The sequence below is a fragment of the Sphingomonas arantia genome (assembly GCF_042682045.1).
Taxonomy (GTDB): Bacteria; Pseudomonadota; Alphaproteobacteria; order Sphingomonadales; family Sphingomonadaceae; genus Sphingomonas_R; species Sphingomonas_R arantia.
The window spans coordinates 54,187-77,186 of record NZ_JBHUGS010000003.1 but is presented as its reverse complement, the minus strand read 5'-3'; the positions used below and the strand labels follow the sequence as shown (position 1 = coordinate 77,186).

27 protein-coding genes and 2 tRNA genes are annotated in these 23,000 nt (G+C 68.5%); 14 read left to right on the top strand and 15 right to left on the bottom strand.

Annotated features, from left to right (window positions below):
* Window positions 1-30: 30 nt before the first annotated feature.
* The 3 genes from ACFSGX_RS11870 to ACFSGX_RS11860 are packed head-to-tail and all read left to right on the top strand — an operon-like array spanning window position 31 to window position 2,544.
* Window positions 31-675: a Tim44/TimA family putative adaptor protein gene (locus tag ACFSGX_RS11870; protein ID WP_380930160.1), complete on the top strand. Its 645-nt coding sequence runs from the start codon at window positions 31-33 to the stop codon at window positions 673-675.
* On the top strand, window positions 672-1,991 hold the full coding sequence (mltA, locus tag ACFSGX_RS11865) for a murein transglycosylase A (RefSeq protein ID WP_380930159.1): 1,320 nt from the start codon (window positions 672-674) through the stop codon (window positions 1,989-1,991). The genes ACFSGX_RS11870 and mltA overlap by 4 nt, the downstream gene beginning before the upstream one ends.
* The gene (locus ACFSGX_RS11860; protein WP_380930157.1) at window positions 1,969-2,544 is read left to right on the top strand and encodes a Smr/MutS family protein; all 576 of its coding nucleotides are present in this window, start codon (window positions 1,969-1,971) and stop codon (window positions 2,542-2,544) included. Before mltA ends, ACFSGX_RS11860 begins: the two co-directional genes overlap by 23 nt.
* A gap of 58 nt (window positions 2,545-2,602) precedes the next feature.
* Here the strand turns inward: ACFSGX_RS11860 and ACFSGX_RS11855 are convergent, their stop codons facing one another.
* The 8 genes from ACFSGX_RS11855 to rpmH all read right to left on the bottom strand — a co-directional run bounded on the left by ACFSGX_RS11855 (window position 2,603) and on the right by rpmH (window position 8,779).
* The gene (locus ACFSGX_RS11855; protein ID WP_380930155.1) at window positions 2,603-3,385 is read right to left on the bottom strand and encodes a DUF4019 domain-containing protein; all 783 of its coding nucleotides are present in this window, start codon (window positions 3,383-3,385) and stop codon (window positions 2,603-2,605) included.
* Between the two features lie 210 nt (window positions 3,386-3,595).
* Complete coding sequence (gene dapE, locus ACFSGX_RS11850) at window positions 3,596-4,699, bottom strand: succinyl-diaminopimelate desuccinylase (RefSeq protein ID WP_380930153.1); 1,104 nt, start codon at window positions 4,697-4,699, stop codon at window positions 3,596-3,598.
* A gap of 86 nt (window positions 4,700-4,785) precedes the next feature.
* A complete protein-coding gene (locus ACFSGX_RS11845; protein WP_380930152.1) occupies window positions 4,786-5,439 on the bottom strand; it encodes a glutathione S-transferase in 654 nt (217 codons plus the stop codon).
* Between the two features lie 78 nt (window positions 5,440-5,517).
* Window positions 5,518-6,180 (bottom strand): ribosome biogenesis GTP-binding protein YihA/YsxC, encoded by a 663-nt coding sequence (gene yihA, locus ACFSGX_RS11840; RefSeq protein ID WP_380930151.1) that lies wholly within the window; start codon window positions 6,178-6,180, stop codon window positions 5,518-5,520.
* 107 nt (window positions 6,181-6,287) lie between these two features.
* Window positions 6,288-8,051, bottom strand: a complete 1,764-nt coding sequence (yidC, locus tag ACFSGX_RS11835) for a membrane protein insertase YidC (RefSeq protein WP_380930149.1) — start codon at window positions 8,049-8,051, stop codon at window positions 6,288-6,290.
* A gap of 19 nt (window positions 8,052-8,070) precedes the next feature.
* Entirely contained in the window at window positions 8,071-8,283 is a 213-nt protein-coding gene (gene yidD / locus ACFSGX_RS11830) for a membrane protein insertion efficiency factor YidD (protein WP_157176432.1), read from the bottom strand.
* Window positions 8,280-8,621 (bottom strand): ribonuclease P protein component, encoded by a 342-nt coding sequence (gene rnpA / locus ACFSGX_RS11825; protein WP_380930147.1) that lies wholly within the window; start codon window positions 8,619-8,621, stop codon window positions 8,280-8,282. Before rnpA ends, yidD begins: the two co-directional genes overlap by 4 nt.
* Window positions 8,622-8,644: 23 nt before the next feature.
* A complete protein-coding gene (gene rpmH / locus ACFSGX_RS11820) occupies window positions 8,645-8,779 on the bottom strand; it encodes a 50S ribosomal protein L34 (RefSeq protein WP_076071284.1) in 135 nt (44 codons plus the stop codon).
* A 245-nt stretch (window positions 8,780-9,024) separates the two neighbouring features.
* Here rpmH and ACFSGX_RS11815 point away from each other — a divergent pair, with 245 nt between their 5' ends.
* Entirely contained in the window at window positions 9,025-9,216 is a 192-nt protein-coding gene (locus ACFSGX_RS11815) for a hypothetical protein (protein WP_380930145.1), read from the top strand.
* A gap of 65 nt (window positions 9,217-9,281) precedes the next feature.
* Window positions 9,282-10,790 (top strand): YifB family Mg chelatase-like AAA ATPase, encoded by a 1,509-nt coding sequence (locus ACFSGX_RS11810; RefSeq protein ID WP_380930143.1) that lies wholly within the window; start codon window positions 9,282-9,284, stop codon window positions 10,788-10,790.
* A gap of 264 nt (window positions 10,791-11,054) precedes the next feature.
* On the opposite strand, the gene ACFSGX_RS11805 is transcribed toward ACFSGX_RS11810, so the two are convergent.
* Window positions 11,055-11,606 (bottom strand): hypothetical protein, encoded by a 552-nt coding sequence (locus ACFSGX_RS11805; RefSeq protein WP_380930142.1) that lies wholly within the window; start codon window positions 11,604-11,606, stop codon window positions 11,055-11,057.
* 166 nt (window positions 11,607-11,772) lie between these two features.
* Here ACFSGX_RS11805 and ACFSGX_RS11800 point away from each other — a divergent pair.
* Window positions 11,773-11,857, top strand: a tRNA-Leu gene (locus ACFSGX_RS11800).
* Between the two features lie 40 nt (window positions 11,858-11,897).
* On the opposite strand, the gene ACFSGX_RS11795 is transcribed toward ACFSGX_RS11800, so the two are convergent.
* Complete coding sequence (locus tag ACFSGX_RS11795; protein WP_380930141.1) at window positions 11,898-12,101, bottom strand: hypothetical protein; 204 nt, start codon at window positions 12,099-12,101, stop codon at window positions 11,898-11,900.
* 265 nt (window positions 12,102-12,366) lie between these two features.
* On the opposite strand from ACFSGX_RS11795, the gene ACFSGX_RS11790 reads away from it, so the two are divergent.
* The 4 genes from ACFSGX_RS11790 to ACFSGX_RS11775 all read left to right on the top strand — a co-directional run bounded on the left by ACFSGX_RS11790 (window position 12,367) and on the right by ACFSGX_RS11775 (window position 16,657).
* Window positions 12,367-13,413 (top strand): DUF459 domain-containing protein, encoded by a 1,047-nt coding sequence (locus tag ACFSGX_RS11790; protein ID WP_380930139.1) that lies wholly within the window; start codon window positions 12,367-12,369, stop codon window positions 13,411-13,413.
* Window positions 13,410-14,807, top strand: coding sequence for an SGNH/GDSL hydrolase family protein (locus tag ACFSGX_RS11785; RefSeq protein WP_380930138.1), 1,398 nt, complete (start codon window positions 13,410-13,412; stop codon window positions 14,805-14,807). Before ACFSGX_RS11790 ends, ACFSGX_RS11785 begins: the two co-directional genes overlap by 4 nt.
* A gap of 88 nt (window positions 14,808-14,895) precedes the next feature.
* The gene (locus ACFSGX_RS11780; RefSeq protein ID WP_380930136.1) at window positions 14,896-16,305 is read left to right on the top strand and encodes an MBOAT family O-acyltransferase; all 1,410 of its coding nucleotides are present in this window, start codon (window positions 14,896-14,898) and stop codon (window positions 16,303-16,305) included.
* Between the two features lie 13 nt (window positions 16,306-16,318).
* Window positions 16,319-16,657: a hypothetical protein gene (locus ACFSGX_RS11775; RefSeq protein WP_380930135.1), complete on the top strand. Its 339-nt coding sequence runs from the start codon at window positions 16,319-16,321 to the stop codon at window positions 16,655-16,657.
* A 94-nt stretch (window positions 16,658-16,751) separates the two neighbouring features.
* Here ACFSGX_RS11775 and ACFSGX_RS11770 read toward each other — a convergent pair whose 3' ends face one another.
* Window positions 16,752-17,375 (bottom strand): cell wall hydrolase, encoded by a 624-nt coding sequence (locus ACFSGX_RS11770; RefSeq protein ID WP_380930133.1) that lies wholly within the window; start codon window positions 17,373-17,375, stop codon window positions 16,752-16,754.
* A gap of 472 nt (window positions 17,376-17,847) precedes the next feature.
* Between ACFSGX_RS11770 and ACFSGX_RS11765 the strand changes: the two genes are divergently transcribed.
* Window positions 17,848-18,975 carry an AI-2E family transporter gene (locus tag ACFSGX_RS11765; RefSeq protein WP_380930769.1) on the top strand — a complete coding sequence of 376 codons (1,128 nt, stop codon included), beginning with the start codon at window positions 17,848-17,850 and terminating at the stop codon, window positions 18,973-18,975.
* A gap of 100 nt (window positions 18,976-19,075) precedes the next feature.
* Window positions 19,076-19,152, top strand: a tRNA-Asp gene (locus ACFSGX_RS11760).
* Between the two features lie 348 nt (window positions 19,153-19,500).
* On the opposite strand, the gene ACFSGX_RS11755 is transcribed toward ACFSGX_RS11760, so the two are convergent.
* From ACFSGX_RS11755 to ACFSGX_RS11740, 4 genes are all read right to left on the bottom strand, one after another.
* Window positions 19,501-19,716, bottom strand: a complete 216-nt coding sequence (locus tag ACFSGX_RS11755; protein ID WP_380930131.1) for a DUF2842 domain-containing protein — start codon at window positions 19,714-19,716, stop codon at window positions 19,501-19,503.
* Complete coding sequence (locus ACFSGX_RS11750; RefSeq protein ID WP_380930767.1) at window positions 19,713-20,273, bottom strand: 5-formyltetrahydrofolate cyclo-ligase; 561 nt, start codon at window positions 20,271-20,273, stop codon at window positions 19,713-19,715. Before ACFSGX_RS11750 ends, ACFSGX_RS11755 begins: the two co-directional genes overlap by 4 nt.
* Window positions 20,274-20,486: 213 nt before the next feature.
* The gene (locus tag ACFSGX_RS11745) at window positions 20,487-20,828 is read right to left on the bottom strand and encodes a cell division protein ZapA (protein ID WP_380930129.1); all 342 of its coding nucleotides are present in this window, start codon (window positions 20,826-20,828) and stop codon (window positions 20,487-20,489) included.
* Window positions 20,828-21,061 carry a hypothetical protein gene (locus ACFSGX_RS11740; protein WP_380930127.1) on the bottom strand — a complete coding sequence of 78 codons (234 nt, stop codon included), beginning with the start codon at window positions 21,059-21,061 and terminating at the stop codon, window positions 20,828-20,830. Before ACFSGX_RS11740 ends, ACFSGX_RS11745 begins: the two co-directional genes overlap by 1 nt.
* Window positions 21,062-21,452: 391 nt before the next feature.
* Here ACFSGX_RS11740 and gap point away from each other — a divergent pair, with 391 nt between their 5' ends.
* Entirely contained in the window at window positions 21,453-22,460 is a 1,008-nt protein-coding gene (gene gap / locus ACFSGX_RS11735) for a type I glyceraldehyde-3-phosphate dehydrogenase (RefSeq protein ID WP_380930126.1), read from the top strand.
* Window positions 22,438-22,989, top strand: coding sequence for an MOSC domain-containing protein (locus ACFSGX_RS11730; protein WP_380930124.1), 552 nt, complete (start codon window positions 22,438-22,440; stop codon window positions 22,987-22,989). The genes gap and ACFSGX_RS11730 overlap by 23 nt, the downstream gene beginning before the upstream one ends.
* The last annotated feature ends 11 nt before the right edge of the window (window positions 22,990-23,000 follow it).

Genomic DNA, 23,000 nt, shown 5'->3' with positions numbered 1-23,000 from the left:
GGCGTATCCGACAGAGCGTTTGGAGGCTCGGTGGAAACGATCATCATTCTGGCACTGGTCTTCTTCTTCGTCGGGTTGCGGCTGTACAGCGTGCTCGGCAAACGGACCGGGCATGAGCAGCCGATCGTGAAGCCGGTCGAAGCGAAACCCGCCGCGGCGTCGTTGCCGCGTACCGTCGTGGACGCAAAGCCGGAAGCGGTGGCCGAGCCGATGATCGAACCGCAGGCGCATAACGGCCTGCGCGCCGTGATCGCGGCGGACCCGCAGTTCGACGCCGCGTCGTTCCTGGACGGCGCGCGGTCGGCCTATCGAATGATCCTGGAGGCCTATTGGGCCGGTGACGAAGAGGCGCTGGGTCGGCTGGTCGATGCCGATGTGCGCGACGCATTCGTCGAAGCCATCGCCGATCGTCGCGAGGCGGGGCATGTGCTGGAGAACCGGCTGGTGTCGATCGAGCGGGCGACGATCGACGCCGCGCGGATGGACGGGCAGACCGCGCAGATCGTGGTTCGGTTCGATGCAGATATCGCGGCGGTGACGCGCGACGCCGAGGGCACGGTGATTGCAGGATCGGTGAGCGATGCGGTCGCGACACACGACGTGTGGACGTTCGCACGCAATGTTCGCGTGAACGATCCCAACTGGATCCTGATCGAAACAGACGAAGCGGTGTGATCCGGCAGCTTCGCGTCGGCGCGGCGGCGGCAGTTCTAGCGCTGGCGGGATGCGCCGCGCCGCAGTCGGGCAGTGTGCAGAGCGTGCCGGTGGCCCCCGAGGCTGCACCAGTTCGGTCATCCTCTGCGCCGCTGGCGACGCCGACGAGCCTGACGCCCGGTCCGAAGCGGATCGTGCCGCGCGCCGTCATGCCGCCGGCGATGCCGCCTTATCTTGCGCCCGAGGCCGATAGCGCGGTTGCATCTGGCGTGCGCGCCGGTCCTGCCTTTGCCGCGCTGGGTGCGACCGAGGCCGAGGCGCAGGCGGCGCTGGCGGCGTTCCGGACGAGTTGTCCTTCGCTGGTCAAGCGGACCGATCGCAGCGGGCTGACGCGTGGGGCGGACTGGGTGCCGGCCTGTACCGCGGCGGCCGGATGGGGGCGGGCGAACGCGCTCGATTTCTTCGCGCGCTATCTGGAGCCTGTCGTGGTGGGCAGCGGGCAGGCGTTCGCGACCGGATATTATGAGCCGGAGATCGCCGGGTCGCGCGTCCGGCAGTCGGGCTATGACGTGCCGATCTATGGCCGGCCGAGCGACCTGGTCGATGTCGACCTGGGGCAGTTCGCGGCGGACCTGAAGGGCCGCAAGATCCGTGGGCAGGTCAAGGGCACGACGCTCGGGCTGTATCCCGACCGCGCGGCGATCGAGAGCGGCGCAATCGGCGACCGCGCGCCGGTGGTGGCGTGGGGGAAGGATCCGATCGAGGTGTTCTTCCTGCAGGTCCAGGGGTCCGGTCTGTTGCGCCTGCCGGACGGCGGGATCATGCGGGTCGGCTATGCGACGCAGAACGGCCGCGAATATACCGGTATCGGCAAGTACATGAAGGACCGCGGGCTGTTCGCGCCGGGCCAGTCGACGTCGATGCAGGGCATCATCGCGCGGTTGCGGCAGGAGCCGGACGGCGGCGCGGCGATCATGAACGCGAACAAGAGCTATGTGTTCTTCCGCGAACTGGGCGGCGCGGGGCCGCTGGGCGCGATGGGCTATCCGGTGATGGGGCGCACGACGGTGGCGGCGGACCCGGCGTTTACCCCGCTCGGTGCGCCGTTGTTCCTGTCGATGGACCACGGTGAGGCGAGTGGCCTGTGGGTGGCGCAGGATACCGGCGGCGCGATCAAGGGCGCGAACCGGTTCGATACCTATTGGGGGTCGGGCGCGGAGGCGCGGACCGTGGCGGGCGGCATGTCGGCGCGCGGGCAGGCGTGGCTGCTGCTGCCGATCGGGACCGCGGCGCGGCTGAACGGCGGGGCGGGCGGTGCGACGGCGGCTCGGCCCTGACGAACAGGCGCTGTGGCGGCGGGTGACTGCCGATGTGCGCCCGCTCGATTCGTCCGTTCCGTTGCTGCCGGAGGCGGATGTGCTGGAAGCGGTCGCCGCGCCGCCGCCGGTTTCTTCTGGCAAGGTTACGAAGCGACTGGCGCCGCAAGTTCGCGTGGCGGCTCCGGTGCGTCCGCCCGTCGCTCGGCCAGCCGGGCCGGGCGAGACGCTGGACGGCGGCTGGGACCGGCGGCTGCGGCGTGGGATGGCGAGCCCGGACGTGACGATCGATCTGCACGGCTACACGCTGGTCCAGGCGCACGGCGTGCTGGAGATGGGGTTGCAGCGTGCGCTGGCCGACGGGGCGCGGCTGATGCTGCTGGTGACGGGCAAGCCACCCAAGGTCCGCGGCAGCGCGCTCGACCGGCCGGGGCGCGGCGCGATCCGCGCGGTCATCGGCGACTGGCTGATGGGGTCGTCGCATGCCTCCCGCATCGCGTCGGTCCGTAACGCGCACCCGCGGCATGGTGGCGCGGGGGCGCTGTACGTAATCCTGCGGCGGGTGCGGGAGTAGCGACGGTTCGGGCTGCCGGCCGGTCCGGGGGTTCCGAACCGGCCAGTTGCGAGCCGTGCTATCCGATCGTCACGCCCACGACACGCCAGCGCCCATCCTCGCGATCGAGCGTGACGGTTTCGATCGCCTCGGCCTGGTTGGCGAAGCGCGTGCGAAACTTCATCACTTCATAGCCGGCGGGGGGCGCGGGCAGATTTTCCTGGCTGAGGAAGGTGCGGGTGAGCATCTTCCCCAACGGCAGCCGCGCTTTCTCGGAGGCCGCCGCCCAGGCCTCGACAGTGTTCAGTTTCTGGAAGGCGGCACCGGTCGCGCGGTAACTCTCCGTCCAATTGGCCTGATCGAGCAGGCCGAGCCATTGGCGCGCGGTCTCCACCGCCTGCGCATCGGGGGCCTCGGCCGACGCAGGCTGCGTCGATGTCGGGGTGGACCCGCTCTGGGGGGTGACGGCAAGTAGCAACAGGCCGAGTGCGAACGTCATGAGAAAGCCTCCGATGATGATCCAGGGCCGGCGAAAGCGCCGACCCGCGCCGTCTGTCGGCGTGCTCTCCTGCTCGGCTGGGGAATGGGCGGTGTCTTCCCCGATTTCCGCGTCCCCCGATAAATCGGGGATCGGTCCGGCCGCGTCGATGCCGTCGGCCTGAAGCAGGATGCGTGCGGCCTCGCGACTGCTCGACACCGCCAGCTTGCGCCGCGCATCACGAAGCCGTTCGTTGATGGTGTGGACCGACAGCCCGAGGCTGCGCGCCGTCGATTTTGCGTCATGACCACGAACGATGAGACGAAGGGTCTGTTTCTCCTTCTCCGTGAGCGCCGAGAGGCCTTCTTTTGCCGGCATGTTCATGAGGCCGGGGTATGGCCCGTCCTTTGTGGTGGCTACCCCCAAAAAATTGGGTGGGCATAACCGGACGGCCCACCATGCTGTCGTATCGGTCGGCGATGTGTAGCGAGATCCGCAGTGCGGCCCGGCGACGGACTTTATGCTCTTCATAGGCTGGGCAAGGCAGTGGGACGGGCGGAACTGGCGCCGGTCGCAGTTCCGCGGGGTGGAGGGTCAGGGCAGCGTCGTCCGCAGGATTTCGGCGTAGATGTCGGTCAGGGCGTGGAGGTCGGCGGTGGCGACGGCTTCGTCCTGTTTGTGCATCGTGGCGTTGAGCAGGCCGAACTCGACCACCGGGCAGAGCCGCGACAGAAAGCGCGCGTCGGACGTGCCGCCGCCGGTCGACAGGACCGGATCGATACCGGCGGCCGTGCGGATCGCGGCGGCGACGCGGTCGACGAGCGGGCCGGGTTCGGTGAGGAATGCCTCGCCCGAGACCTTTGCGGTCAGCGTGCCGCCATGCGCGATGACGATGTCCCTGACGCGGGCGACGAGCGCGTCGCCGCGGTGGAGGTCGTTGAAGCGGATGTTGAGGCGTGCGGCGGCGTGCGCCGGGATGACGTTGGCGGCGGGGTTGCCGACGGTGATGTCGGTGACCTCCAGGTTGGACGGCTGGAACCAGTCGGTACCGTCGTCGAGCGCGAGCGCCTGGACCGCAGTCAGGATCGCGGTCAGGCGCGGGATCGGGTTGTCAGCGAGGTGCGGGTAGGCGACGTGGCCCTGCGTACCCGCGACGTCGATCCACATGTTGACCGAGCCGCGGCGGCCGATCTTGATGGTGTCGCCGAGTTGCCGTTCCGAAGTAGGTTCGCCGACGAGGCAGAGGTCGGGGCGGATCCCGCGGGCCGCCATCCAGTCGATCAGCGCGACGGTGCCGTGGGTGGCGGGGCCTTCCTCGTCGCCGGTGATGATCAGGCTGATCGTGCCGCGGTGGTCCGGCACGCGCGCGGCGGCGGCGGCGAAGGCGGCGATCGCGCCCTTCATGTCGACCGCGCCGCGGCCGTGGAGCAGCGCTCCGCGGATCGTGGGGATGAAGGCTTCAGGCGTCGCGGGTACGACGTCGGTGTGGCCGGCGAAGGCAAAGTGTGGCGCGCCTGTGCCGCGCGTGGCGAAGAGGTTGCGGATCGGGCCGTCGGGGGCCTCGCCGGACCAGAAGCTTTCGACCGCGAAGCCGATCGATTCGAGCGCGGTGCTGAGGACGTCGAGCGCGCCAGCGTCGCGCGGGGTGACGCTGGGGCAGGCGATCAGGTCTGCGGTGAGGGTGACGGGGTCGAGCATCTTGGGTTCCTGGTGGCGCACGCTTGTGGAGCGGTTGCGTCTAGGCCCCGGCCTGCGCCGGGGAACGTTCTAGGTGTGTGTCAGGCTCAGCGTTCGTAGCGATCGAGGACCCAGGGCTCTTCGTGCGCGGCGGCGATCCATTCGGCGACGTGGGGGTGCGCCAGGATCGCGTCGACATAGCGCGCGGCGATGTCGGGGAGCGGGATAGCGTAGGTGCGGAAGCGCGTGGCGACGGGGGCGAACATCAGGTCGGCGGCGCCATAGTCGCCGAACAGATAGTCGCCGCTGCCGCCGAAGCGGGTGCGGGCGAGCGTCCAGAGGGCGACGATGCGGTCGACGTCGGCCTGCGTCGCGGGGGTGAGCGGGGCGGGGGCGTAGGTGCGGCGGACGTTCATGCCGCAATCGCGGCGCAGGTCCGGGTAGCCGCTGTGCATTTCGGCGGCGATCGAGCGGGCGAGCGCGCGGGCGGCGGGGTCGGTCGGCCAGAAAAGGTCGCGCGCGGTCTGTTCGGCGAGATGCTCGACGATCGCCAGGCTGTCCCACAGCGTCACGTCGCCGTCGACGAGTGTCGGGACCTTGCCGGACAGCGCGAGCGGGCCGGTGGCGCGCGCCGTGTCCCATTCGGGCGACCACATCGGAAGGAGCGTTTCGGTGAAGGGCAGGCCGGAGAGCCGCACGGCGAGCCAGCCGCGCATCGACCAGCTGCTGTAGGCGCGGTTGCCGATGATGATGTCGAGCATGGCGTAAGGTCCCCCCGGGTTCGGGCGGCTTCTGCCCCGCGACGCCGCGCAGGGCAAGGTCCGCCGACGGGAGGTGCTTCAGCCGATCGCTTCGAGGACCGCGGCGCGCAATTCGGGGATGCCGAGGCCGGTTTCGCTGGAGGTCACCAGAATGTCGGGGTGCGCGGCGACATGCTTGCGCGCCTCCGCGATCGTGGCGGTGGTGACGGTGGCGAGGTCGCTCGCCTTGATCTTGTCAGCCTTGGTCAGGACGAGGCGGTAGGAGACGGCGGCCTTGTCGAGCATCGTCATGATCTCGCGGTCGACATCCTTGGTGCCGTGGCGGCTGTCGATCAGCACAAGCGCCCGTTTCAGCACGACGCGGCCGCGCAGATAGTCGTTCACGAGGAAGCGCCACTTTCGGACCATGTCCTTGGGCGCCTTGGCAAAGCCGTAGCCGGGCATGTCGACCAGCCGGAAGACGAGCGGGTCGCCGACGTCGAAGAAGTTCAGTTCCTGCGTCCGGCCCGGCGTGTTGGACGTGCGGGCGAGCGCGTTGCGGCCGGCGAGCGCGTTCAGCAGCGACGACTTGCCGACGTTGGAGCGGCCGGCGAATGTCACCTCCGGCACGTCGGGGCTGGGCAGATGTTCCAGGCCGGGGGCGGACTTGAGAAAGCCGATCGGTCCGGCGAACAGCTTGCGCGCGGGTTCGATCAAATGTTCGGCGGGGTTGAATTCTTCTTCGGTCATTTCGTCGGTCATGGCGCGTCCTGGCGGGTCTGTGGCGGGTTCTCGACAGGCTCGAACCGAACGGACGAGAGGAAACTGCCAGTGCCGTCATCCCGGTGTTGCCGGGATGACGGGGTTGATTACTTCTTCGGCGTCCGGGCCTGCTTGATCGGGGTCGCCGGGGTCGGGGTCGGTGCGGGGGTCGCCATCGCGGCCTTCATGCCGGGGTAGCGGCTGTAGAACCAAGTCTGCTGCGCGATCGTGATCAGGTTCTGCGTGATCCAGTAGAGCAGCAGGCCGACCGCGTAGGGCGCCATGATGAACATGAACACCCAGGGCATGATCGCGAAGATCTGCGCCTGCGTCGGATCGGCGGGGGCCGGGTTGAGCTTGAACTGGAAATACTGCGTGATGCCGAGCAGGATCGGAACGATGCCGATCGCGATCAGGTGCGGCGGCGTGAAATCGAGCAGGCCGAACAGGTTGACCGGGGTCAGCGGATCGGGCGCGGCAAGATCCTTGATCCAGAGCGCGAACGGCTGGTGCCGCATCTCGATCGTCAGCATCAGCACCTTGTAGAGCGCGTAGCCGATCGGGATCTGGATCAGGATCGGCAGGCAGCCGGACAACGGGCTGACCTTCTCGGTCTTGTACAGCTCGAGCATCTCGGACTGGAGCTTGGCCTTGTCGTCCTTGTAGCGTTCCTGAAGGATCTTCATCTTCGGCTGGATGACGCGCATGCCGGCCATCGACTTGAACTGCTTCTGCGCGATCGGGAACATCAGAATCTTGACCAGCACGGTCAGCAGGATGATCGCGACGCCGAAATTGCCGAGCGCCTCGAACAGCCAGTGGAGCACGTAGAAGACCGGCTTTTCCAGGACCTCGAAGTAGCCCCAGTCGATCGCGCGGCCGAAATGCGGGATGCCCAGCGACGATTCGTAGCCGTCGAGCGTGCTGACTTCCTTGGCGCCCGCGAAGAAATGCTGGACGGCGCTGGTCTGCTGACCGACCGGCACGACGCGCGAGCGGTTGGTGAGCTGCGCCTGGTAACGCTGGCCCTCACCGGCGCGGAAGGCGGCATCGATCGGGGCGCGCTGGTCGGGCGCGAGCGCGGTCAGCCAGTATTTGTCGCCGAAGCCGAGCCAGCCGCCGGTCGACTGGTAGTTGACCCCGGTGGCGCCGGCCTTGTCGAGTTCCGAGAAGTTCGGACCATAGTTGGTGCTGCCGTTGAGCGTCGAGATCGGGCCGGTGTGCATCGTCCAGCCGTCCGGGTCCTTCGACACGCCGTTGCGGCTGACCAGCGCATAGGGCCGAACCGCGACGGGGCCGGCACCGGCGTTGGCGACGGTCTGCGTCACGGTGAACATGTAGTTGGGATCGACCGCGAAGCGCAGCCGGTATATCTGGCCCTGGCCGTTCGCCCAGCTGAGCGTGACCGGGCTGTTCGGCGCGAGCAGCGCGCGGTCTGCGGTCCAGACGGTGTCGGCGCTCGGAATGGCGGCACCCTCGCCCGTCCAGCCGAAGCCGGCGAAATAGGCGTCGGCGGTGCCGGCGGGCGACAGCAGGCGGACAGGGGGCGCGTTCTTCGCGATGGTTTCGCCGTAGGCAGTGAGCGTCAGGTCGTCGATCCGGCCGCCGCGCAGGTTGATCGAGCCGCTGAGCTTCGGCGTCTTGATTTGGACGCGAGGAGCCTCGCCCAGCACCACGGCGCGGTCGCGGATGGCGACGGGCGTGTCGGGGGCGGCCTCGGGCTTGGGCAGGGCCACCTGCTTGCCGTCGACGATCTGCGTCGAGGGCGGTGCGGCGGTCGGCAGGAAGCGGTTGGAGATCGCGCTCCAGCCGAACAGCACGAGTGCGGACAGCACGATCGCGAGGATCAGGTTGCGATTATCGCTATTCAACGGAAATCACCCCAAAATCTCATGGAACGGGATCGGCACCGCACCCACCCCAGGGGTGGCAGCGCAGCAATCGACGGGCAGCCAGCCAGCCACCCTTTGCCGCCCCATAGCGCGACAATGCCTCGATCGCATAGGACGAACAGCTGGGCGAGTAGCGACAGGTGGGCGGAATGAGGCGGGACGGGCCGATCTGCCACAGGCGGGCGACCAGGATCAGCCCGCGGGCGATCACTTCTGGGCTGCTCGCGTGACCTTGTAAAGCGCCTTCTCCAGATCGCGCGTCATGTCGGCGAACGATCGTTCGATCCCGCCGCCGCGGCCAATCAGGACATGGTCCGCGCCCGCCACACCCGATTCGGGCAAGGCGGCACGCGCCAAGGCCCGCAGCCGCCGTTTCATGCGGTTGCGGACGACGGCGTTGCCGACTTTCTTGGTGACGGTGTAGCCCACGCGAATCGCCGGATCGGCGTCACCGCGCGGGCGGAGCTGAAGGATGAAGCCGGGCATCGGGGCCCGGATCCCACCATTGGCCGCGACGAAATCCGCGCGGCGGGTGAGCGTGGCGACCACCGGCCGCCCCGCCTTGTCCGTGTTTAGGCCGACAGGACCTTGCGACCGCGGGCGCGACGCGCTGCCAGGATCTTGCGGCCGCCCGGCGTCGCCGACCGCGTGCGGAAGCCGTGACGGCGGGCACGAACGAGGTTCGACGGCTGGAAAGTGCGCTTCATCGGTCATTCCTTGGGGCTTTAACGGCAAAAGGCCGCACGACGGGCGTGCGACCGGAATGGCGGTGCGATTAGGCAAAGGCCGCTACGGAGTCAAGGATGTCGCCGTCGTGGTCGGCCGGGGCGGATCATTTCCGCTACGTCATCCTTCGGTGAAGTCCAGCAACGAACGAGACATAATCGCGTGCGATAGGATGCGCATGACCACACAGACCAACACGCCATCCGAGACCAGGGAGCCAGCAGGCATGCGCGACACCGGATTAGCATGGGTGGATGCCGGGTTGCGCGTCGTCGCGTTCCTGTTGATCGCGGGCGCCGGGATCATGCAGGCGGATGCGACCGGCGGGACCGCGCTGGGCCGCGTCGGCGAGGCGGTGCCGCAGCTCGCCCAGATCGGCAGCGGTCTGAAGTCCGTGATCGCGACGCTCGTAGGCTAAGACTGCGGGAAACCGCTCGACTTCCCCGCGCGGCACCCCGATAGCCCGGGGCGGGGGAGAAGTGCATGGTCGCGCATGTTTCGACGGTGGCGTATCTCGGGCTGGAGGCGCGCGCGGTCGAGGTGCAGGTGCAGCTGGCACCGGGCCTGCCCGCCTTTGCCGTTGTGGGACTCGCCGACAAGGCCGTGGCGGAAAGCCGCGAGCGGGTTCGCGCCGCGCTGACGGCGATCGGGCTGGCGTTGCCGCCCAAGCGGATCACGGTGAACCTGTCGCCCGCCGACCTGCCCAAGGAGGGATCGCATTACGATCTGCCGATCGCACTGGGCCTGCTCGGTGCGATGGGGGTGATCGATGCGGAGACGCTGGCGTCCTATGTGGTCGTCGGCGAGCTTGGGCTGGACGGGCGCGTGTCGGGGACGCCGGGCGTGTTGCTGGCCGCGCTGCATGCATCGGAGCGTGGGCTTGGGCTGGTCTGTCCGGCTAGCCAAGGGCCGGAGGCGGCGTGGGCCGGGTCGATCGAGGTGGTCGGCGCGCCGGGGCTGCTCGCGCTGTTGAACCATTTCAAGGGCACCGCGCCGTTGCCCGCGCCGCTGCCGGGTGCGGTGGAGAGCGGCCATGACGGCCCCGACCTGCGCCAGGTGAAGGGGCAGGAGACCGCCAAGCGTGCGCTGGAGATCGCGGCGGCGGGCGGTCACAACATGATCATGGCGGGGCCGCCGGGGGCAGGAAAGTCACTGATGGCGGCATGTTTGCCGGGCATTTTGCCGGACCTGACGCCGTCGGAGGCGCTGGAGGTGTCAATGGTCGCATCGGTCGCCGGGCTGTTGCAGGACGGGCGGCTGATCCGCCGGCGGCCGTACCGTGCGCCGCATCATAGCGCGTCGATGGCGGCGCTGGTCGGTGGCGGGCTGAAGGTGCGGCCGGGCGAGGTGTCGCTGGCGCATCTCGGCGTCCTGTTCCTGGACGAGCTGCCCGAGTTTCAGCGGGCGGTGCTCGATTCGCTGCGCCAGCCGCTGGAGACGGGCAAAGTGTCTGTCGCGCGGGCCAATGCGCATGTGACGTTCCCGGCGCGGGTGCAGCTGGTCGCGGCGATGAACCCGTGCCGGTGCGGGCATCTGGGGGACCCGGCGCTGGCGTGTGCGCGGGCGCCGCGTTGTGCCGCTGACTATCAGTCTAAGCTGTCGGGCCCTCTGCTTGATCGGATCGATCTGCATGTGGAGGTCGGCGCGGTGACGGCGGCGGACCTCGTGCTGCCCCCGCCGGCCGAGGGGTCGGTTCAGGTCGCGGCGCGGGTGGCGGCGGCGCGCGACGTGCAGACCGCGCGCTATGCGGGCGAAGGTGTCAGGACCAATGCGGAGGCGGACGGCGCGCTGCTCGACCGCGTGGCGACGCCGGACGAGGCGGGCCGGCATCTGCTGGCGAAGGCGGCGGAGGCGATGCGGCTGTCGGCGCGCGGCTATCACCGCGTGCTGCGCGTGGCGCGGACGATCGCCGACCTGGGCGGGCATGAGGGGATCAGCCGGGTGCATATCGCGGAGGCGCTGAGTTATCGACGCAGGACGCCGGTGAATTGAGGCGATTACCGGGCGGCTGGCGCTTGCTCTGGGTCTCGCGGGCAAAAGCTCACGGCGCTTCATGCTAGTCGGGTGAGGATTTTTCCGAATGCAGATCTTGTCGCTTATCGGTGCGCTGTTGCTGCTTGGGGCGGCCGGAGAGGGTCCGCCCCCACCGGTCTCACGCTGGGTGCTGCAGGACGATCCGGCGCGGTGTGTGCTGGAACGGCGGAATGTCGCGCCGCCGGGCACGCTTTCCATCGAGACCGCGCCGGGCAGCGATACTTATCGCGTGGCCATCGCGGGGGAGAATGTCGACGGGCCGGCCTCGCTTGTCCGGGCGACGTTGAAGGTCGATCCGTCCATGAAATCCTTGCAGGGGTTGGTGAGGGTGGTGAGTTTGCCGGACAAGACGAAGGTCGTCGTGATGGGCGGTGTCGGGCCCGAACTGCTCGACTCGCTCGACGGTGCGACGCAGGTGACGCTAGCGACCGCATCCGGTGCCGGCGGCTCCGTACCGGTTGCCGGGACCTCCGGCGCAATCAAGGCTCTGCGTGGATGCATTGCCGCCCAGTTGATCGATTGGGGCGCCGATGCCACCCAGTTTGCGCCGGGCGGAACGACGCCGGTCGCGATCAGGGATCGGGACGAATGGATCGCGAACGCGGAACTGTTGAAGATCGCCAGCCAATCCAAACTGCCTGGACTCAACGCGCTGTTCCGGGTGACGGTATCGACCGACGGAACTATCGACGATTGTCGCGCAGCCGGCGAAGGCGTCGAAAAGGGTGTGGAGACGGTCGCCTGTGGGGCGGTCGTTGGGAAGCGGTTCTTCACCGCTGCGAAGAATGCCGGCGGCAGCCCGGTTAAGGGCGTTGCGACGTTTCAGGTTCTGCTGTCGCGCAGCCCGGCTCGAAACGGCAAAGATTGCCGATTTACGTGCTTAGGTCCGTGCTCAATCCCGTTGCGATCCAGGGACGGCTTTGTTAGGCAGCGTGCGCGTGCCCCTGTGGTGAAATTGGTAGACGCGCTCGACTCAAAATCGAGTTCCGCAAGGAGTGCTGGTTCGACCCCGGCCAGGGGCACCAATTTCCATGATGATCCCCGGCCGGAGCGGACCGCCGCTAGTCAGCGGCTGCCGTGGTTTGCCGGGTCGCCGTCCTTGAACGTGTCGGGCGCGTGGCGCTGCTCCAGATTCTGGCTGCCGTTGACGCTATCGTCGTCTGGGTCGCGCGGCATGTGCGCCTCGCCCGTGATCGATGCGCCGCCGTCGGCGCCCTTGGTGGCCGGTTCCTTGAGCGGATCCGGGGTCGGCTGGAGCGGGCTGGTCATGTTCGGTCTCCTAATTTGATACACCGGAAACGCCGGGCAGGGCGGTTCGGTCCACCCGCGTGCCCGTCGGTCGCGGCAAAGCCGCGCCCTATGGGCGCGCTCTGCAGCGCCGTCCGAACGTGTCGGCGTGCAGGATAGCTATCGCTATCCCGTCTCGCCGACTGCGCTCCCCCTGCGCGAGTGGACGAACCGTTCGGCGCATCGGTGCGTGACAGTCGGGCCTGCCTCCGCATAGGAGCGGATGGTCGGTGGAGACGAAGTTCGCATGAAGACGTGGCAGCTACTGGCGGATCGGACGGCGGTGCTGTTCCTGGGTGTGGCGGCGGGGACCGCGATCGGGTTCGCCTTTGCCGGCGGCCGCGAGCCTGCTCCCGTCGTGCCGCCACTGGTGCCCGAGGCATTGGCCCCGCCGCCGCCCGTGACCTCGGCCGGACCGGATGCGCGTCCGGTTGCTCCGCCGGTGCCGGGGATGGACCCCGTTTCGATCGCGCCCGATGCGCCGGCCGTGCCGGTCGCACCCGGTGTGCCGCCGGCGGTGGCGTCGGTGCCGGACAGTGCGGTCGCGGTGCCGCCATCGCTGGCGCGGACGGTGGCGGAGGGCCGGCCGGTGCGGGTCGGGGTGTATGGCGACAGTTTCGGCGACGGTGTGTGGTCCGGGCTGGCGCGCGAATTGCCGCAGAAGCGCGGGTACCGCGTGACGAAATACAGCCGGCAGGCGACGGGCTTCACGCGCTACAAGAGCCTGAACCTGGAAACCCATACTGCGCAGCAGGTAGCGAGCGATCCGGTTGATATCGCGGTCGTCAGCTACGGCGCGAACGATACGCAGGGTGTGATCGCCGACGGGCATCTGGCGAAATATATGTCGCCGGCGTGGCAGGGGTTGATCGCGAGGCGTGCGGCGGGACTGGTCCGCGAGCTGCGCGATAGTGGCGCGACGGTGTACTGGGTCGGCCTGCCGCGGATGCGCAAGCCGGCGTTCGATGCGGACATCACCGCGATGAACGCCTTCTATGCGCGGCTGATGTCGGATCTGGGCGTGCCGTTTATCGATACGCGGCCGATGTCGAGCGGGCCGGACGGGTTTGCGGCCTATCTGCCGGATTCGAGTGGGAAGCCGGTGCTGATGCGTGCGGACGACGGGGTGCATATGTCGATGAACGGATATGTCCGCATCACGCGCGGACTGGCGCAGCGGATCGACGCGCTGGTCGCGGCGGCGCGGGCGCGGGCGGGGCTGCCCCCGGCGGGGAGCGCGGTGTCGCCGCGTCCCGCGGAACCGGCGCGATTCGACATGGGGGCGCCGCGATGAGGATGCGGATCGCGATCGCCGTGGCGGGGATGCTCGTTTCGGCGCCCGCGCTGGCGGGACCGTGCAACGGCAATCTGTGCAATGCGGACGAGCTGGCCCCGGTATTCGCGAAGCTCGCGGCGAAGACACGTGGCACGCGGCCGGTGCATATCCTGCAGATCGGCGACAGCCATACGGCGGGCGATGCGATCACCGGTGCGTGGCGCGACCTGTTGCAGGCGCGGTACGGCGGCGGCGGACGCGGTGTGCTGGCGGCGGGGCGGCCTTATGCCGGGTATCTGACGCGCGGGGTGACCGCGACGATGTCGTCCGGCTGGCGGGTGAACGGAACGTTCGGGGCGGGATCCGCGCAGCCGCGACCGGCGATCGGCGTGGCGGGGTTCAGCATGACGAGCACGACGCCGGGCGCGTCGATGTCGCTGACGTCGGACGGGGCGCAGAGTTTCGACCGGTTCGTGCTGTGCGCGATCGCGCGGCCGGGGGCGGGTGCGCTGATGGTGCGGATCGGCGCGGCGGAGAGCCGGTTCGATCTCGATTCCAATACCGAGCGGCCGGAGTGCCGGACCTTCGCGCTCGATCGGCCGAACCCGTCCGTCACGGTGACCGCGGACGGCGCGCCGGTGACGATCACGTCGTGGGGCACGTTCCGCGACAATGGCGGCGTGGTGCTGTCCAACGTCGGCGTGGTGGGATCGCAGCTGATCCATTTCTCGCGCACCGACGATGCGGTGCTGAAGGAAGAATTCCGCAGTTACCGGCCGGACATGATCGTGCTGGCCTATGGCACGAACGAGGGGTTTTCGCCGAGCGTCAGCCCGTTCGGATATGAGACGACGTTGCGCAGCGCGATCGGGCGGTTGCGGCGGCTGGCGGGCAATGTGCCGATCCTGATGCTGGGTGCGCCCGACGCCGCCAGCCGCCAGCTGGCGCTGTTGAACAATGCGCCGGGCGGGGCGGTGTCGTGCAGTGTGCCGGCGGTGCGGGTGACGACCGCGGTGCCGGTGGTGGTGCCGGCGGTGGTGGCGCCGTCGGCGGCGGGGCAGGACATGGATGCGACGATCGCGGCGCTGGCCGCGCAGTCGGGCAGTAGCGCGCCGGTGGTGGTGCCGGTGGCCGCGACCACGACGACGACGGTGAAGCCGGCGGTGTCCGGGCTGTTCGTGCCGCCGGGGATGCGTGCGGTGCGCGATATCCAACGGCGGATCGCGGGGGAGCTGGGGCTGGCCTTCTGGGACTGGGGCGCACGGATGGGCGGGCCCTGTTCGTCGACGCAGTGGGTGCGCGGCACGCCGTCGCGGATGCGCGGGGATTATGTCCATTTCAACTCGCTTGGCGGGCGGGACATTGCCGGGCGGCTGCAGGCGGATCTGGATGCGGCGGGGATGCCGCGGTGAGTTCTGCGACGTCGGCGGATGCTGCGATCTGGCTTGAGGTTGCACCCACCCCCCAGCCCCCTCCCTTGAAAGGGAGGGGGAGCAGATAATGCTGTTTCCCACGCTCACATTCGGATTGTTCTTCCTCGTCACCTTCTGCGTGGTGTGGGGGGCATCGCGGTCGAACGAGTGGCGCAAGATCCTGCTGCTGCTGGCGAGCTGGGTGTTCTACGGCGCGTGGGACTGGCGGTTCGTGGCGCTGCTGATCCTGTCGGCGGTGCTGAACTGGGGGGCGGCGCGGCTGATATCGGACAGCGCGGATGCGGTGATGCGCAAGCGCGTGATGATCGCGGGGGTCGTCGGCAATCTGGCGATCCTGGGGTTCTTCAAATATTACGGGTTCTTCCTGGAACAGGTGCGCGACGTGCTGGCCGCGGCCGGCTTCGCGCGCGACCTGCCGCTGGTACAGATCATCCTGCCGGTCGGCGTGTCGTTCTTCACGTTCCAGGGGATGAGTTACCTGATCGACGTGTACAAGCGGCGCGTGCCGGCGGCGTCGCTGCTCGACATCACGTTCCTCATGTCGTTCTTCCCGCATCTGGTGGCGGGACCGATCGTGCGCGCGGCGGACCTGGTGCCGCAGTTGCAGACGACGCCGCGGCTGAACCGCGGGATGGTGGCCTCCGCGCTGCTGCTGATCGTGTGGGGGCTGTTCAAGAAAGCGGTGATCGCGTCCGAACTGGCGACGCAGTTCGTCGACCCGGTGTTTGCCGATATCGCGGGCCATTCGGGGATCGATCTGATGCTGGCGGCCTATGGTTATGCGGTGCAGATCTACTGCGACTTCTCGGCCTATTCCGACATGGCGATCGGGATCGCGGCGCTGTTCGGTTACCGGTTCCCGCGCAATTTCGACCAGCCGTACCGCGCGGCGTCGTTGCAGGAGTTCTGGCGGCGCTGGCACATCAGCCTGTCGAGCTGGCTGCGCGACTATCTCTATATCGATGCGCTGGGGGGCAATCGCGGCGGTGTCTGGTACATCTGCCGCAACCTGATGGTCACGATGCTGCTCGGCGGGTTGTGGCATGGGGCCAAGTGGACGTTCCTGATCTGGGGCGGGTTGCACGGCGGCGTGCTGGCGATCGAGCGGTTGTGGCGCGAGTTTCGCCCGGCGGGCTGGCCGGTGCTGCCGCGATGGGTCGGAGTGCTGATCACCTTCCATATCGTCGTGCTGGGCTGGATCTTCTTCCGCGCGCCGAGTTTCGGCGATGCGATCGCGTATCTGCACGGGATCGGCGCGAACGGGCTGGGTGGTTTCACCGCGACGCCGTTGCAGTTGGCGCTCATCCTGTTCGGGCTGGCGATCCATGCCGCGCCGCCGCGGCTGCTGCCGGGGATCGCGCTGCGCATCCGGACGTGGCCGGCGCCGGTGCTGGGGGTCGCGACCGGCCTGGCGATCCTACTGATCGATGCGATGCGTTTCGAAGGGGTCGCGCCCTTCATCTATTACCAGTTCTGACGGGAGCCATGATGTGAGCGAGCGGAACGGAAGCACGCGGGCGGAAGCGCCGTCGCCGGTCGATCTGGCCAGCGATGCGGAGGACGATGCGCGGCCGGCGCTGGGTTGGGCGGCGGGATCGATCCTGGTGGCGAGCCTGTTCCTGCTGCTGACCAACGCGCAGGCGCTGAACGGCTGGGCCGCGGAGCAGGAGCCGAGCGAGACGATGGTGCGGGTGACGGGTGCGACCGAGGGCTGGCTGGCGGCGACCGAGCGGATGCAGGTGGCGGCGCCGCGGGAGTGGCTGCACGGGGTGTGGAAGCGGGCGCAGGCGGTGCGATTTCCTGGGCAGGCGCCAGCTGAGGGGGATTGATTTAGGGGCCAGTCGATCTCGCCACGCTGTTGCGTCGGCGGTGCTGTCGCCCCCACCCCAACCCCTCCCCTAATGGAGAGGGGCTTAGAATAAATTACCGGTAGAAGACGTGGTCACCGAGCGAGGCGACGCGGGTGCGGCTCTTGAAGAAGTTGGTGGGGGCGGCGTAGGCGGCGCGGAAGAAGAGCGCGCCGGGGACGACGTCCTGTGCCTTGCCCGACATCGCTTCGTAGGCGACCGACACGGCGGCTTCCCACTGCGCGGTGCCGCGGTTCGGGTGGTAGCGGGTCGTGTCGAAATACTGGTTCCGCTGATGCACCACGCCGCAGACCGTGCGGGCGAAGCGACCGGAGTCCTTGCGGTTCAGGATGGTCTGCGCGACGGCGAGCTGCCCTTCGCGCGACTGGTTGCCGGCTTCGTGATGCACGACCTTGGCCATGCAGAGCGTTTCGGCGTCGAGGGTGGCGGTTTCTTCCGGCGTGTCCTGGTCCGCATTGTCGTCGTCGGCGGACAGGGTGCGGATCGGTTCGGCGAAGGTCTTGGCGGCGATCTGGCGGAAGCGGAGGACGTTCATCTGCGCTTGGCTGGGTGCGGCGGGAGCGAGCAGCACCGCGACGGCAGGCTGAGCCCAGGAGGCCGGTGTTTCCGCCGCGGACGTCATCGACGCGGGGATCAACACGGCGGCGGACAACAGCGCGAGGCTGGAAACCGCAAGCACCTGGGATCGACGAACAGAAACCACTCAACACTCCGGCAAATGCGTAAACGCTGCCCCGGACCCGAAACAAAAACGGGGGTCCGGCTGACGTTCACGTCTTGTCGTTGGAAACCGGCCGCGCGCGCACGCAGCAGTCCGGTACGACCGTTGGTTTCCCCATTCCCGTTCGGAACCTTTTCGTCAAAGGTGCAACGACGAGTTGTGGGAAGGACAGGCCAACCGGATTCGGGGCGTTTGGCGGCATGGAACCTTTCCGGTGGTCGATTCTTGGCTGTCCGAGCCGGGTCCTTGAAGATTTTGTGACGGTTGCGGCCGGGCGCGGGGAGGGAGACGGCGAGTGGACGCGAACGACGGACAGAGGCCGGACGGCCAGGCAGGCGCGGCAACCGCGGCAAGCGATTCGGTCGCGAGCGGAGCCGTACCGCCCGCGCTGCCGAGCGTCGTGCCGGTGACGGATGCCGACGGGACGCCGGTGTCCGATGCCGCGGTCGATTTCGTGGCGGAGGCGTTTCGGCGTGACCGGCTGCTCGCCGCGCTGACGCTGATCGCCGGGGCGGGGTTTGTGCTGGCGGTGCCGTTCGCGCTGATGGCGGGGGCGGAGTTCTTCCTGCCGATCACCGCCGCGCTGGTCATCGCGATCGCGCTGGTGCCGAGCCTCGAATGGCTGGAGCGGCGCGGCATGCCGTCTGCGGCGGCGGCGCTGACGTGCGTGCTGATGTTCCTGATCGTCGCCAACGTGGCGATCGCTTCGATCGTGGTGCCGGCGACGGGCTGGTTCTCGCTGCTGCCCGACCGGATCGGGCGGATCCGGCAGAATTTGAAACCGGTGATCGAACTCTATGCGAGCCTCGACAAGTTCATCGCGCAGACGATGAAGCTGGTGCAGCGCGCGCCGGCGACCGGCGGATCGCGGACGGTGGTGGCGCAGTCGCCGCCCAATTCGCTGCTCGACCTGCTGACCTCGTCCGCGCCGCATGCGCTGATCCAGATGTTCTTCGCGATCCTGGTGATCTTCTTCTTCCTGTCGGGCTGGACGAGTCTCCGCCGCCGGACGATCAGCAACCGCGGCAGTTTTTCGAGCGCGATGGCGACCGCGCGCGTGATTCAGGACATGGTGAACGCGACGTCGGCCTATCTCGGCACGATCACGATCATCAACGTCACGCTGGGGGCTGCGGTGGCGGTGGGCCTGTCGATCATCAGCATGCCGACGCCGCTGATGTGGGGCGGGCTTGTCGCGCTGTTGAACTACATTCCGTATCTCGGGCCGATCCTGGCGGCGCTGCTGCTGGCGGTGGGCGGGCTGATGACGTTTTCGGACGCGTGGTACGCGCTGCTGCCCGCGGCGATCTTCGTCGGCATGCATGTGGTGGAGGCCAACGCGATCACGCCGATGCTGGTGGGGCGCAAGCTGACGATCAATCCGCTGCTGATCCTGGTGGCGCTGAGTTTCTGGGGTTGGGTGTGGGGGACGGTGGGCGCGCTGCTGGCGGTGCCGCTGCTGATCATCCTGAAGACCATCCTGGATGCGGCGGGGAAACCCGACATCGCGGGTTTCCTGTTCGAGGAAGGGACGTTGACCGGCACTGCGCCGGAGTGAGGCGGGCGTGATCGCGCGACCGTCACGATAACGTCATGGGTCACGCGAATTGCGGTTGACGCATCCTGCGACCGCCGGTAGTTGCCCCCCCACGCTTCAAGCGGGTGTAGCTCAGTTGGTTAGAGTGCCGGCCTGTCACGCCGGAGGTCGCGGGTTCGAGCCCCGTCACTCGCGCCATTCCCTGACGGGAATGGCGCGTATCCTTTCCCCGGGTAGGGGGTTTCTTACATTGTTGGTTGAGCGCGGTGGCGGGTTTTTGCCTGGCTGCTGTTTGGCTTTGGCCTGTTCGACGGCTGGGATTCGGCGGCTGCGAATGGGGGGCTTGCGTAGCCACTGCGCCTTCGGGCCCGTCATCCCGGCGTAGGCCGGGATCTCCCTTGGGCTAGGGGTGGGCGCTTCACCGGAGGGAGATCCCGGCTTTCGCCGGGATGACGTGTGTGGGGCGGGGTGTGACATTCCGGTTGAGACCGGCTTCAGTCCTTCCGCCAGAACGAGCAGAGCGGGCGTCGACCCCTCACCCCAGCATCAGCGCCAGCGGGTGGTCTGCATCCAGCGGAGGATCGGTTTCACGGGGGTGAGCCAGATCCAGGCGAGGCCGGCGAGCGCGTAGTAGACGAGTTGCAGCGTCCAGTGGAGCGTCGCGACCGAATCGGAGAAGCTGGCGAACAGCGCGGTCCAGATGAGGACGACGGCGAGAATCATGAGCGCGCCGACCGGTTTGCGCCAGCTGGGCTCGTTCATGCGGCGATCCAGCCGCGTTCGGTGGCGATGCCGTGGAGCGGGACGTCCCAGTCGTCCAGCGGCAGGCGATCGACCCCCTGGACGGTCCAGGCCAGACCGATGCGGCGTGTCTGCGGAAGGGCAGCGAAGGCGCGGTCGTAGAAGCCGGCACCTTGGCCAAGCCGGTTGCAGGCGGCGTCGTAGCCGACCAGCGGTGCGACGATCAGGTCGGGTTCGACGATCTCGGCATCGGCGCGCGGTTGCAGCAGGCCGAGCGGGCCGGGGATCAGGTCGTCGCCGGGGAACCAGTGGTGGAAGACCATCGGCGAGGCGCGGTCGGTGATGCGCGGCAGGGCGACGATGCAGCCCTGATCGAGCGCGCGGAAGAGAAGCGGGAGCGGATCGACCTCTTCGCCGTCCGAGACATAGCCGGCGACGATGCGTGCGCCGGCGAGCTGGGGCGCGGCATGTTCGGCGACCTGGAGCGTGGCGACCAGCATGTGGGCGGCGACCGCCTCGTCCCGGACGAAGCCGGCGCGGGCGGCGCGGAGCGTGCGGCGGAGTTCGGACTTGTCCATGGTACCCAAGCCCAATCGATCGGTCGCATGCCGGTTGCCATGGGTGGCGGGACCGCCATGGCCGTTTGCCGGAATATCCTCTGACGCCTGTAACGTCAGGTGGGGACCATGTGCGTCGGACCAGGATCCGGGCAGGGACAGCCCCCGAAGGATGATGAATAGCCTCAGGGATTTTCCTTCGGCTCGTACCGGGCAGTGCCCGCCGCCTTCTATCTAGGCGGTCGGTGCGTCCGCCTCAAGGCCTTCCGCCAGCGTTTCGATGCGTGCGGCGAGCGCCGCGACGGCCTGCGCCATCAGCGGGTCGGGCAGGACGTCCGGCACGGGCGGCGTGGCGGCGGCGGCTTCGGCCGCGGTGCGCAGGTTACCGACCTCGTCCGCGAGCAGGAGCCCGGCGAACAGCAGCATGCGGACCTCCGTCAGCCCGCCGACCGATTGCGCGGCCTGGCCGGCTTTCTCGTTCAGGATGGCGGCGAGCCGTTCGAAGCGCGCTTCCTCCCCGTCGCGGCAGGTGAGTTCGTGGCTGTAGCCGGCGATCGTGAGCATGACCTTGGCCATCAGCCGCGTTCCGCCGCGATGAGCGTGTCGAGCTTGGCGACCGCCGCTTCGGTCCCGGCGCGCAGCTTGGCGTGGCGGGCGGGGAGGTCCGGATCGACGGGATCGGTCGATTCGGCGGCCGACGGTTCGGGCGGGGCGGGAGGACGGTTGGCGAACGCGGTTTCGGCGCGGGTCACGGCGGCGTCGAGGCGGAAGATCGCCTCTTCGAGTGTTTCGGGCATGTCATTGGGCATGGCCGCGCGATAGCACCCGGAACGGGCATGGCAAATCGCGTTCCGACAGTCCGTCCGCGGCTTGCGACCGGGCCGTTCGGGGCGGCCGGAGCGGGTACCGACAAGGTTGTCGGATCGGACGCGCGGTTGACGATTCCGGCCGCCGCCGCCAAAGCACGCCGGCACGGAGCGCAGGTTATGCGGCCCGCGAACGACAGGGGCCTGCCCGACCGATGACGACCCGCCTGCCGCCTGTCCGGACCGTCGCGCCGTCGACGATGGATGGCACGGACACGGGCCGTCCCCATATCCGGTCGCGACGCATTGTCGGGGGGCGCGGCGCCGTCCCCATCCGAGACACGACCGCGGCGCATAGGCGTGCCGCCACGACGCCAACCAAGGAGCAGAACGCATGACGAAGGTTGCCATCAACGGATTCGGCCGCATCGGCCGGCTGGTCGCGCGCGCGATCCTCTCGCGTCCCGACAGCGGGCTTGAACTGGTCGCGATCAACGACCTGGGCGATGCCAAGGCGAACGCGCTGCTGTTCAAGCGCGACAGCGTGCACGGCACTTGGGGCGGCGACGTGGCCGCGGACGGCGACCATCTGGTGATCGACGGCAAGCGCATCCGCGTGACGGCCGAGCGTGATCCGGCCAACCTGCCGCATGCCGAACTGGGCGTGGACATCGCGCTGGAATGCACGGGCTTCTTCACGGACCGCGAGTCGGCGGGCAAGCATTTGACCGCGGGTGCCAAGCGCGTGCTGATTTCGGCCCCGGGCAAGAATGTCGACCTGACCGTCGTGTACGGCGTGAACCACGACAAGATCACCGCGGACCACATGATCGTGTCGAACGCGTCGTGCACCACCAACTGCCTGGCGCCGGTCGCGAAGGTGCTGAACGATGCGATCGGCATCGAGCGCGGCCTGATGACGACGATCCACAGCTATACCAACGACCAGAAGATCCTCGACCAGATCCACCCCGACATGCGCCGAGCGCGTGCCGCGGCGATGTCGATGATCCCGACCACGACGGGGGCCGCGCGGGCCGTTGGGGAAGTGCTGCCTGAGTTGAAGGGCAAGCTGGACGGGTCCGCGGTGCGGGTGCCGACGCCGAACGTGTCGCTGATCGACCTGACCTTCACGCCGTCGCGCGACACGACGCTGGCCGAGGTGAACGGTGCGCTGAAGGCGGCATCGGAAAGCGGCCCGCTGAAGGGGATCCTGCAGTTCGTGACCGATCCGCTGGTGTCGACCGATTTCAACGGCGATCCGCACAGCTCGTCGGTCGACAGCCTGGAAACGGCGGTGCTCGAGGGCAAGCTGGTCCGCGTGCTGAGCTGGTACGACAATGAATGGGGTTTCTCGAACCGCATGATCGACACGGCGGGTGCGATCGCCAAGTTCCTGTAAGGCCAAGCCGGTTCAGGACTTCCTGCCCTTTGCGCCGGTCGCGGTCGGGTCCGATCCGGATCATGCCGCGGCCGGGCTGGGGACGTTGATCGGCCTGGCGCGGCGGCGCGTGCCGCGCGCGGCGATGGAGACGTTGTCGGACAGCGCGATCACGACGGCGCAGGGCGTGGTCGGCGATTACCGCGGCAAGGCCAAGCCGGACGGGCGCGTGACGCGGCGGCAGGTCTCGCTGCTTCGGCGCGAGGACTGGACGCTGGCGGAGGCGGAGCTGGCGTGCGCGCTGCAATGGACGCACCGGCGGGCGAACCTGTTCGTTGAGGGGCTGGACCTGCCGCGGGTGGCGGGCACGATCGTGGCGATCGGCGACGTCCGGCTGGCGGTGAGCGGGGAATGCGATCCGTGCCGACGGATGGACGAGCAGCATCCCGGCCTGTGGCCCGCGCTGGTGCCCGACTGGCGCGGCGGATATCTGATGACGGTCATTGCCGGGGGCCATGTTCGGCTCGGCGACGCGGTACGCACGCTATGAAGGATCGAGAC

What these genes read in the sequence shown, in the direction of transcription:
- ACFSGX_RS11855 (WP_380930155.1), bottom strand. Translation starts at nt 3,385, where the DNA reads ATGAACATGCCGGCAAAAGAAGGCCTCTCGGCGCTCACGGAGAAGGAG.
- dapE (WP_380930153.1), bottom strand. Translation starts at nt 4,699, where the DNA reads ATGCTCGACCCCGTCACCCTCACCGCAGACCTGATCGCCTGCCCCAGC.
- ACFSGX_RS11845 (WP_380930152.1), bottom strand. Translation starts at nt 5,439, where the DNA reads ATGCTCGACATCATCATCGGCAACCGCGCCTACAGCAGCTGGTCGATG.
- yihA (WP_380930151.1), bottom strand. Translation starts at nt 6,180, where the DNA reads ATGACCGACGAAATGACCGAAGAAGAATTCAACCCCGCCGAACATTTG.
- rpmH (WP_076071284.1), bottom strand. Translation starts at nt 8,779, where the DNA reads ATGAAGCGCACTTTCCAGCCGTCGAACCTCGTTCGTGCCCGCCGTCAC.
- ACFSGX_RS11815 (WP_380930145.1), top strand. Translation starts at nt 9,025, where the DNA reads ATGCGCGACACCGGATTAGCATGGGTGGATGCCGGGTTGCGCGTCGTC.
- ACFSGX_RS11810 (WP_380930143.1), top strand. Translation starts at nt 9,282, where the DNA reads ATGGTCGCGCATGTTTCGACGGTGGCGTATCTCGGGCTGGAGGCGCGC.
- ACFSGX_RS11795 (WP_380930141.1), bottom strand. Translation starts at nt 12,101, where the DNA reads ATGACCAGCCCGCTCCAGCCGACCCCGGATCCGCTCAAGGAACCGGCC.
- ACFSGX_RS11790 (WP_380930139.1), top strand. Translation starts at nt 12,367, where the DNA reads ATGAAGACGTGGCAGCTACTGGCGGATCGGACGGCGGTGCTGTTCCTG.
- ACFSGX_RS11785 (WP_380930138.1), top strand. Translation starts at nt 13,410, where the DNA reads ATGAGGATGCGGATCGCGATCGCCGTGGCGGGGATGCTCGTTTCGGCG.
- ACFSGX_RS11780 (WP_380930136.1), top strand. Translation starts at nt 14,896, where the DNA reads ATGCTGTTTCCCACGCTCACATTCGGATTGTTCTTCCTCGTCACCTTC.
- ACFSGX_RS11755 (WP_380930131.1), bottom strand. Translation starts at nt 19,716, where the DNA reads ATGAACGAGCCCAGCTGGCGCAAACCGGTCGGCGCGCTCATGATTCTC.
- ACFSGX_RS11750 (WP_380930767.1), bottom strand. Translation starts at nt 20,273, where the DNA reads ATGGACAAGTCCGAACTCCGCCGCACGCTCCGCGCCGCCCGCGCCGGC.
- ACFSGX_RS11745 (WP_380930129.1), bottom strand. Translation starts at nt 20,828, where the DNA reads ATGGCCAAGGTCATGCTCACGATCGCCGGCTACAGCCACGAACTCACC.
- ACFSGX_RS11740 (WP_380930127.1), bottom strand. Translation starts at nt 21,061, where the DNA reads ATGCCCAATGACATGCCCGAAACACTCGAAGAGGCGATCTTCCGCCTC.
- gap (WP_380930126.1), top strand. Translation starts at nt 21,453, where the DNA reads ATGACGAAGGTTGCCATCAACGGATTCGGCCGCATCGGCCGGCTGGTC.